11 protein-coding genes are annotated in these 8,777 nt (G+C 36.0%); 4 read left to right on the plus strand and 7 right to left on the minus strand.

What is annotated here, in order from left to right:
• Positions 1-296 precede the first annotated feature (296 nt).
• Positions 297-737, plus strand: coding sequence for a YtoQ family protein (locus SPD45_RS14140; RefSeq protein ID WP_336268423.1), 441 nt, complete (start codon positions 297-299; stop codon positions 735-737).
• Between the two features lie 52 nt (positions 738-789).
• Here the strand turns inward: SPD45_RS14140 and SPD45_RS14145 are convergent, their stop codons facing one another.
• Together SPD45_RS14145 and SPD45_RS14150 are read right to left on the minus strand one after the other, a co-directional pair.
• Positions 790-1,293 carry a DUF84 family protein gene (locus SPD45_RS14145; RefSeq protein ID WP_336268424.1) on the minus strand — a complete coding sequence of 168 codons (504 nt, stop codon included), beginning with the start codon at positions 1,291-1,293 and terminating at the stop codon, positions 790-792.
• A gap of 12 nt (positions 1,294-1,305) precedes the next feature.
• On the minus strand, positions 1,306-2,370 hold the full coding sequence (locus SPD45_RS14150; RefSeq protein ID WP_336268425.1) for a M42 family metallopeptidase: 1,065 nt from the start codon (positions 2,368-2,370) through the stop codon (positions 1,306-1,308).
• A gap of 136 nt (positions 2,371-2,506) precedes the next feature.
• Between SPD45_RS14150 and SPD45_RS14155 the strand changes: the two genes are divergently transcribed.
• Positions 2,507-2,815: a PepSY domain-containing protein gene (locus SPD45_RS14155; protein WP_336268426.1), complete on the plus strand. Its 309-nt coding sequence runs from the start codon at positions 2,507-2,509 to the stop codon at positions 2,813-2,815.
• 103 nt (positions 2,816-2,918) lie between these two features.
• Here the strand turns inward: SPD45_RS14155 and SPD45_RS14160 are convergent, their stop codons facing one another.
• Positions 2,919-3,773 (minus strand): YtnP family quorum-quenching lactonase, encoded by an 855-nt coding sequence (locus tag SPD45_RS14160; protein WP_336268427.1) that lies wholly within the window; start codon positions 3,771-3,773, stop codon positions 2,919-2,921.
• Positions 3,774-3,848: 75 nt separating this feature from the next.
• Between SPD45_RS14160 and SPD45_RS14165 the strand changes: the two genes are divergently transcribed.
• Positions 3,849-4,139, plus strand: coding sequence for a YtzH-like family protein (locus SPD45_RS14165; protein WP_336268428.1), 291 nt, complete (start codon positions 3,849-3,851; stop codon positions 4,137-4,139).
• A 58-nt stretch (positions 4,140-4,197) separates the two neighbouring features.
• On the opposite strand, the gene SPD45_RS14170 is transcribed toward SPD45_RS14165, so the two are convergent.
• The 4 genes from SPD45_RS14170 to SPD45_RS14185 are packed head-to-tail and all read right to left on the minus strand — an operon-like array spanning position 4,198 to position 8,380.
• On the minus strand, positions 4,198-5,085 hold the full coding sequence (locus tag SPD45_RS14170; protein ID WP_336268429.1) for a diacylglycerol/lipid kinase family protein: 888 nt from the start codon (positions 5,083-5,085) through the stop codon (positions 4,198-4,200).
• Positions 5,086-5,088: 3 nt separating this feature from the next.
• Entirely contained in the window at positions 5,089-6,033 is a 945-nt protein-coding gene (locus tag SPD45_RS14175) for an NERD domain-containing protein (protein WP_336268430.1), read from the minus strand.
• 18 nt (positions 6,034-6,051) lie between these two features.
• On the minus strand, positions 6,052-6,762 hold the full coding sequence (locus tag SPD45_RS14180; protein ID WP_336268431.1) for a pseudouridine synthase: 711 nt from the start codon (positions 6,760-6,762) through the stop codon (positions 6,052-6,054).
• Positions 6,752-8,380, minus strand: coding sequence for a putative polysaccharide biosynthesis protein (locus tag SPD45_RS14185; RefSeq protein WP_336268432.1), 1,629 nt, complete (start codon positions 8,378-8,380; stop codon positions 6,752-6,754). Before SPD45_RS14185 ends, SPD45_RS14180 begins: the two co-directional genes overlap by 11 nt.
• Positions 8,381-8,546: 166 nt before the next feature.
• On the opposite strand from SPD45_RS14185, the gene SPD45_RS14190 reads away from it, so the two are divergent.
• Positions 8,547-8,699 carry a hypothetical protein gene (locus SPD45_RS14190; RefSeq protein WP_336268433.1) on the plus strand — a complete coding sequence of 51 codons (153 nt, stop codon included), beginning with the start codon at positions 8,547-8,549 and terminating at the stop codon, positions 8,697-8,699.
• The last annotated feature ends 78 nt before the right edge of the window (positions 8,700-8,777 follow it).

Here is an 8,777-nt window from a genome sequence, read left to right on the forward strand (position 1 = left end):
CACATTTTGTGCAAATGATTAATTAACTTCTCTTTTATTGACTTGCTATAACAGGTTCCCTACGAAATAACGCTATAGTTTGTAAAAATTTCTCTTTTTGTTGAAAAAGAAATTTTCTTCATCCATGCTCCAATTATCATTTTTTTCAAATGAGTATGCCACTTATTTTTCGGTTTACTTGCATCCTTTCATTTTCACCTATCTCCTGTCACATTGTTACACTATTTACTTAAAACTATGGAGATATTGTAATTTTCTTAACATTTTTAGTATAATGTGCTTTGGAGGGATGTATTATGGAACTGACAGTATATTTAGCCGGTGAAATACATACAAACTGGCGTGAAACATTGAAAGAGCAAGCAGCAGAAAAAGGATTACCTTTGACATTCGTTTCTCCACAAACAGATCATGACCGTTCAGATGATATTGGAGAAGCAATTCAAGGAAAGCAACCAAATAATTTATATCGAGATGAAAGAGCATCCGATGTCAACAACTTCCGCACGCAAGTAATGTTACAAAAAGCAGATGTAGTAATTGCATTATTTGGTGAACAATATCGTCAATGGAATACGGCAATGGATACAGCAACGGCACTAACATTGAATAAACCGACAATCATTATTCGTCCAGCATCATTAATCCATCCGTTAAAAGAATTATCGAACAAAGCGAATGTCACAGTTGAAACAGTAGAGCAAGCGATTGATGTATTAGCATACGTATATGAATAAAAATAAAAAGTTGGGCCTTTTCAAGTATGCTTCTGAAAAAAGCCCAACTTTTTTATGCTTTCTCATGCAAATATTGTCCATATAATAATGTGACGACTTGTGCGAACATTTCTTGACGCTTTAATAGTCCGTTCGTAAATATGCCAATCGCCCCTTCATGATATCGTATATCATGTCGCTTCGTATAATCATTCATTAACTCGCTCAATTCCGTCCCATTTTTTAACGGTTCTATAAATGCATCTGGCAAGCGAACACGTGCCCCACTTGCATGATAGACGTTCCCTTCTGGCGTTAGGAGTGTTCCCCAATTACAAACATACAACTTCCCTAATGTTAGGATGACGCCCCCTTCAAGCCCAACACCGAAGACATGTCGTTCCAATTCTTGTGCATGTTTGGCCCGATTCAATGCTCCTTGCAATGTTTCCTCATCACCAAACGGCTGTGCCGCCACATCTGATGGAACATCTGCACCAATCACGGTTGCTTTCGTAAAAACATCGGCAACAGCTTGTACTTTTGTTTGATTTTTTGATCCTACAATTAGTTTCATTTTTTTACCTGCTTATCGTTGACGAATTGCATCAACAGTCGCTTTGTCTGTCTTTTTAACTAATGTAATTAACAACTCTTTTGCAGCTGCATAATCATCCACATGAATAATAGAACTGGACGTATGAATATAACGTGAACAAATCCCAATCACTGCAGATGGTACCCCATCATTTGCCGTATGAACACGTCCTGCATCTGTTCCTCCAGGTGAAACAAAATATTGATATGGAATGTGATTCGACTCTGCCGTATCTAAAATAAATTCACGCATGCCGTGATGTGTAATCATCGTACGGTCTTGAATTCGTAATAATGTTCCTTTTCCAAGTTGCCCGAACTGTTCCTTATCTCCTGACATATCATTTGCAGGAGAAGCATCTAATGCGTAAAAAATATCCGGTTCAATCAAATTCGCTGCCGTTTGTGCCCCGCGAAGTCCAACCTCTTCTTGTACAGTCGCTCCAGCATACAATGTATTCGGTAATTTTTCTCCATGCACTTCTTTTAATAATTCAATGGCAAGTCCACAACCATAACGATTATCCCAAGCTTTTGCCATAATTTTTTTCTCATTTGCCATCGGTGTAAACGGACAAATCGGTACGACCGTATCTCCAGGCTTCACGCCAATTGCAAGTGCATCCTCACGGTCATCTGCCCCGATATCAATTAACATATTTTTTATCTCCATTGGCTTTGCCCGAACAGCCTCTGTTAATAGATGTGGCGGAATCGAACCAATTACACCTGCAATGATTCCTTTGTCCGTCATAATTTGTACACGTTGGGCAAGCATAACTTGGTTCCACCAACCACCTAAAGGTTGGAAACGTAACATCCCATTTTCCGTAATTTGTGTAATCATAAATCCTACTTCATCCATATGCCCTGCGACCATTACACGCGGTCCTTCACCACGTCTTACCCCAAACACACTACCTAAATTGTCATAAACAACATCATCCGCATATTTTTCTAATTCAGCCGCCATAAATTCACGAACACGCACCTCATCTCCTGGTGCTCCTTGTAATTCCGTTAACGTACGAAACATTTCTAAAGTATCTTTTTGCATTCTTTTCACTCACTTTCTTTATCTCTACTCTAATTTTACACATAATTTAACTATTTTGTCATACATTTGCTATGGAACGATTGAATTTATCATGTATAATGGAAAAGGAAGGAAATTAATTTCGAGGTGAAAAAAATTGAAACGTAGAAATATATTAATTGCTGCTGGAATTGGTGTTGTCATTGGCTACTTATTAAACAACAATGCGAAAAAACTTACTCCAGAAAAAGCATTAGAAACAGCGAAGGAAACATTCCAAAAAAATGGTCCGATCAATGGGTCATGGATTTATATGAAACCGAAACGTTTAGAGAAAAACGGTATCATGTATGACACGTATCGTGGTGGGATTAGCCGTAATATTGACGGTGAAAACAAACAATTCGATTTTTACATCGATATCGAGACTGGAGCAATTATCGACGCGGAACCAGTCGTCGCATAATATAAATAATAGAAAGGTTGGCAAAAGAATACTTGCCAACCTTTTTTCTTACATACGAGTTAGTTTAGAAAGGATTCTACATTATATTGGGCGAAACATCTATTTATTCATACGCATGTCTCGTACGTTCGATTTGTTCCACGACATTTCCAGCTGGATCAAATTTTATGGCACGATAATATGCATCATGGTAAAACGTATACCATGCACTACGCTCATACCCATACGCCATCCACTTTTCCTTTTCATGTACAGAAGTCACTGGATAATCATCGTAAGCCATTGCCCATAATTTGTTTTGATGTCCATGTGTTGCCATTAAATCGGCCATATGTATAAAACAATCTTCCCCATCTTCAAACAATAAAATAGCATGTCCATCACTATGCCCACCTGTGTGAATCATTTTCAGTTCTTCTGTTATATTTATTTCCCCTTTAAATGGTTGCACTTGATCCACAATCGGTTCCCAGTTCATTGGCCAATATGTATTAATCGAGCGAATATTCGGGTTACGCATTTCATTCCATTCCACATCAGAAGTATAAATTGGTACATCAGGAAAAATCGATTCATACGTGTCTCCTACTTTTTTCGTTAATCCACACGCATGATCAAAATGTAAATGTGTCATTAAAATCGCATCGATATCGCTTACATGTAAGCCGACTTTTTGTAAATCACGTTCTAAAAACGATTCTTCTAATACACCAAAATTACGTAACTGTTTATCTGTTAGTTTGCCATTACCCATTCCAGTATCGACTAAAAAGTTTTTCCCATCAACTTGAATAAGGATTGGGTCTGTACGCAATTCAATTTGGTTTTTATCATTGACAGGATATTTTCTCGACCACAATGCTTTTGGTACAACACCGAACATCGCACCACCATCAAGGAAGTTCACACCACCATTGAGCCATGTTAATGTTGCTTTGCCTACTTTTAATTGTTCCATTTTATTCCTCCTTCACATGAATATTACGTATATTATAACAAAAAACGGTAAAAATACATATGAGGGGATGATAAAATGTGTCTCACAGTTCATAATCAACTAACATTATTACACGACCTTTTAGATGAACAATTAATGTATAAAACCGTTGAATTAGAAGAATATCGCCAAATAAAAAAATTGGTACAATGTATGAGTTGTAATAAACAAACAGCCCAAGCATTGGAAAACATTTTACCTGAAATTTATTCGTACAGTTTAAAAGGAGAACGCGTTCAATCGTATATAGACCACATCATGACGAATGAACAAGCGATTAAAAAATGGTTACAAACGATTAAAAAAGCAAGGAAGACTATTTCCTAGCCCCTTGCTTTCCTTTATTTCACAAAATATGTAAAACATATCGCAACCTTCTATGTTACTATGGTACATGCTTATGGATCGTCACATAATGTCCTGTTTTATACATTTGTGCGCCGTTCGTTTCATTTACTTCGCCATCTGTCTGAAACAATATATTGTTTTCGGTACGAATATCAATTTTCTTCCCACGAAATGTCGTCACACCTTGAAACCGTGTATGCATCCCGAAAAAGACCGTTAAAAACAATAAAAGAATTTTCCATTTCGGAAGATCATGTGCAACGATGACAAATAAATCTTCTTTATCGTGGACAGCGAATGGATTAATTTTCATGCCACCACCCATATATGGATGATTATTAACGGCGACAAATAATGTTTTGGCAAAATGATATGTTTTATCATCTATTTTCAACTGCATCGGTGTCGGTGTATAAATAAATAATGCTCGAATAAGTGCTAACACATAAACCATCCGACCTAAACCGACTACATTAAACAATCGTTTTACTTTCGATTCATTGGCAAGTTTGGCAACGAGTGCATCAAAACCGAAGCCAATACAATTAACGAAAACTTTTTTCTTTCCGCCTTGTATGAATTCCCCTGTATAATACGGAATAGTATCCTCTTTCATCTCGGAAATTCCTCGATAAAAATCGTTCCCAGATCCACTTTTTATGTAATGTACTGGGGCATGAGCATCTCCTAAACCGTTTAATACTTCATGTATCGTTCCATCTCCACCGATAACGACGAGCAATTTGATGGAGGCAATTTTATCGTCTTTCACTAAGGATGCGACAAAATTTGCTGCATCGTTTGGGCCTGTCGTCATATATACGATGGAACATTCTTTTGGAAAACTGGATGTTTGTTGGAGTTGCTGGAACTTTTGTAATGCACGACCTTTTCCAGCGACTGGATTTACAATGAAATAATACAAAACTTATGCCTCATAATCAGCGACCGTTTTAAACTCATCATCATCTTTTTCCCATTCTGGCCGTCTAACAGCGGTTGTTTGACAATGACGTAATAAAGCTTCCATCGCTTTTAATTGCACATTTTTCAATGGGGAATGTAACGCTTTTTTTTCATCCATCCAATCTTCGTACTCATTTTTTCCGACAAGTTTTGTCTGATATGGTGCTGTATCATATAAAAAATAATTTGATTCCGCCATAATCGTTTTCTGAATCGGTATATCCACACCATATTTATTTAAAATACTTCGAACGACATGTTCTGTTCGCTTCAACGCAATAGTCGGATCAATTAATTTTGTCGTCTTTACTTCTGTTTCTACATCCCAAACTCTTTCACCCGTCATGACAATTCTCGCATTATGTGGTGCATCCACGATCGTCAAAATTTCAATCCCAATCGGACTAATAATAATAATTTCACTTTCAAAAGGCGCATTTTTCACATAAAAAATCGGATAATACATAATGAGATAAATATCTGGTAAACGTTGTAACAATGTTTTTAATTTTTCTTCATACATATAGTTTTTATCTGTAAAAGAAGTATGAGTAATTGTCGATGTCGCCCACTTTAACTGAAAAGGCATTAATTGATTTAAAAAATACGTAATTAACTGCTTTTTCGTCGTTGGCAATGTTCGAATAAATCTTTCTTCCAATATAGGCGTCTCTTTTTTCTTAAAAAACTTCCATAAGAACTTTTTCTTTTCTTCTTTCGTTTCACTTTCTGTTTTCTTTTCATCATTCGGAATTTGTTCTAGTAATTCTAAATCATTTTCTTCTTCCCATTGGCGCATTAGTTGCTCCCAATGCTCTTGTTTCAAACGAATAAACTGTGTAGGATAATGAAAGGCTTTCGTTTCATATCTTGTTATATAATCGAGTAATTTTACTAATTGAGCCATTTCACCCACCCTCTCATTTTATATTTGTGTAATTGCTGCTAATTCTTCCTCTGTCAATGGGCGCATTTCCCCGATCTGTAATGAAGCATCAAGTTCAAGAGGGCCAATCGTTAATCGTTTCAAATACGTTACTTCCATTCCAATCGCTTGAAACATACGCTTCACTTGATGAAACTTCCCTTCACAAATCGACAATGTAATTTCAGATGTTGCATCACTTTCAATAATCGTTAAATATGCTTTTTTCGTTTCATATCCATCATCCAATGTAACACCATTTAAAAATGTTTGAATATGTTCTTCCCGTACTTCACCATCAATTTCCGCATAGTATGTTTTATACACTTCATTTTTCGGAGAGGTTAAGCGATGGTTTAACTTGCCATCATTCGTTAATAAAATTAGCCCTTCTGTATCTTTATCTAAACGTCCGACAGGTGCTAATTTATAATGCCAATACTCAGGATCCACTAGATCGATAACCGTTAAGCCGTGAGCATCTTCTGTCGCTGATAAATATCCATCTGGTTTATGCAACATCAAATATACAAATTTTTCATACAACACTTCGACTCCATCGACCACTACTTCTGCTTTTTCCGGATCGATATGCACATTACTTTTCGTGATAACTTTATTATCGACCGTAACGAGCTTTTTCTTTAGTAATTGCTTCACATCTTTTCGTGAGCCGAAGCCTGTATGTGCTAAAAATTGATCAATTCGCACGTTTTTTCCTCCTGAAACGATTCATTATGTTCATCGTACCTAATACATGTTCCATTAATGTAGATTTATACGCTAAAACTAAATATACTATGCCACCTACTCCAACACCAATTGTTAACATGACTGCTGCAGCAAAACGGCTCGTTTCGTATGGTAAAAATAATCCAAAAATTGATTTCATTACTACAATCGCTAAGGCCATCATGCCACTAAATATAATGACGAACAATGTACGTTTCGCAGTTTGTTTGTAAGAAAAAATAATCGATCGTTTAATCCACCATAAATTTAAAACAACTGCCGTTCCAACTGCTAGCGCTGTACCAAAAATCGATCCTTTTCCCGCAAACTGTTGAATTAACATAGAGTTTAAACTTAATTTAACGATAAACCCAGCTGATAAACTAACTAACGCAAATCGTTGTTCATTAATCCCTTGCAAAATGGCAGCCGAAACGGTAAATAATGCAAACAATAAAGCAACAGGTGCATACCACATTAATAAATTACCTGATACATCTAATTGATTCATACCGAATAACGCACCGTACGCCTCATAAGATAATACAGACAATCCAACAACCGCTGGAATAACAAAAAATAAAACGATTTGCAATGATTGGTTAATTTCTTTTTCTAATTTTTTCGTATTATGCTGTGTAAAGGACTCTGTTAAGCCTGGAATTATTGCCATCGATAAACCAATCGCAATTGTTACCGGGATCATAATTAATTTATGTCCATACATATTGATGGTTGCTAGTGAAATCGTCGTTAATTCCCCAAATCCACCTAGTGCCATCGCCTTATTAAACGTAAAGGAATCAACGGCTTGATATAAAGGTGTCGCAATTCCAACAATGACAAACGGTCCTGCATATGATAATAATTCAAATATTAAATCTTTATTCGAAATATAAATCGATTTTTGCTGTGTCACTACATTTTCATGCATCTCACGCTTCTTTTTCACCCAATAATAAAACAATACCGCAACGGAAGCTAATGCACCAAGGAAAGCGGCAAATGTTGCAACACCTACCGCAGAAACTATGCCTTTATCCAAAATTTTCACGACGACAAATGCTCCACTTAAAACAAATACAATTCGAATAATTTGTTCCACTACTTGAGAAATCGCTGTCGGTTCCATCATATGATACCCTTGGAAAAATCCCCGAACAACACTCATCGCCGGAATAATAATTAATGAAAAACTAATCATTTGTAACACTAATTTTAAATCCGCAACCGTACTTCCATGTTCAGTATCATATGCGTATTTCGTTGCCAACCATTCCGAACCAAAAAATAAAATGAGAAAAGCAATCATTCCTGTGATCAACATTAAGATGCTACTTAATCGAAATATTTTAAATCCGACATCATAATACCCTAAACTATTATATTTAGATACCATCTTAGAGACAGCAAGTGGTATTCCGACCGTTGATATCGCAATTAAAATCGTATATGGGTTGTATGCATAATAATACAATTCTCCACCTTGAGCGCCAACAAGTTCATTAAACGGAATGACATACACCATCCCTAAAAATTTCGAAATAAAGGCTGCCCCTGTTAAAAGAGCTGTTCCTTTTATAAGTTTATTTGACATTATTTCACCTACGCTATTTTTATTTCTTATGCTAATCTATATTGTATCATAATTAAAATGACGTTCGTACTATGTTGAAGCTATCTTTATACCTAATTTTGTCTCGTATGAAAACTTACTAATTGTTCAAACTACTATTAACTTTTTAACTAAAGGAGTATAAATGATGAAAAAACAGCGATACATCTCATTTTTCTGTTTTGCTCTCTTTTTCTTTTTGCTTTTCTGTAATCGTTTTTTCCAACAAAGTAAGAAACAAAAAGCTTTAGAGAATGAAAAAGATCAGATTGGACCTTTAGGTACATTTGGAATGAGTTAACTTGGTCCTGTACACCACACACACCATAAAAAAAGAAGCCTACAAATAAAATTTGTGGGCTTCTTTTATACTCGCCTA

It is taken from the genome of Pseudogracilibacillus sp. SO10305 (genome assembly GCF_037072005.1).
Taxonomy (GTDB): Bacteria; Bacillota; Bacilli; order Bacillales; family Amphibacillaceae; genus Pseudogracilibacillus; species Pseudogracilibacillus intestinigallinarum.

Coding starts and splice junctions, on each gene's coding strand:
- SPD45_RS14140 (WP_336268423.1), top strand. CDS start 297: ATGGAACTGACAGTATATTTAGCCGGTGAAATACATACAAACTGGCGT.
- SPD45_RS14145 (WP_336268424.1), bottom strand. CDS start 1,293: ATGAAACTAATTGTAGGATCAAAAAATCAAACAAAAGTACAAGCTGTT.
- SPD45_RS14175 (WP_336268430.1), bottom strand. CDS start 6,033: ATGGCTCAATTAGTAAAATTACTCGATTATATAACAAGATATGAAACG.
- SPD45_RS14190 (WP_336268433.1), top strand. CDS start 8,547: ATGAAAAAACAGCGATACATCTCATTTTTCTGTTTTGCTCTCTTTTTC.
- SPD45_RS14160 (WP_336268427.1), bottom strand. CDS start 3,773: ATGGAACAATTAAAAGTAGGCAAAGCAACATTAACATGGCTCAATGGT.
- SPD45_RS14150 (WP_336268425.1), bottom strand. CDS start 2,370: ATGCAAAAAGATACTTTAGAAATGTTTCGTACGTTAACGGAATTACAA.
- SPD45_RS14165 (WP_336268428.1), top strand. CDS start 3,849: ATGTGTCTCACAGTTCATAATCAACTAACATTATTACACGACCTTTTA.
- SPD45_RS14185 (WP_336268432.1), bottom strand. CDS start 8,380: ATGTCAAATAAACTTATAAAAGGAACAGCTCTTTTAACAGGGGCAGCC.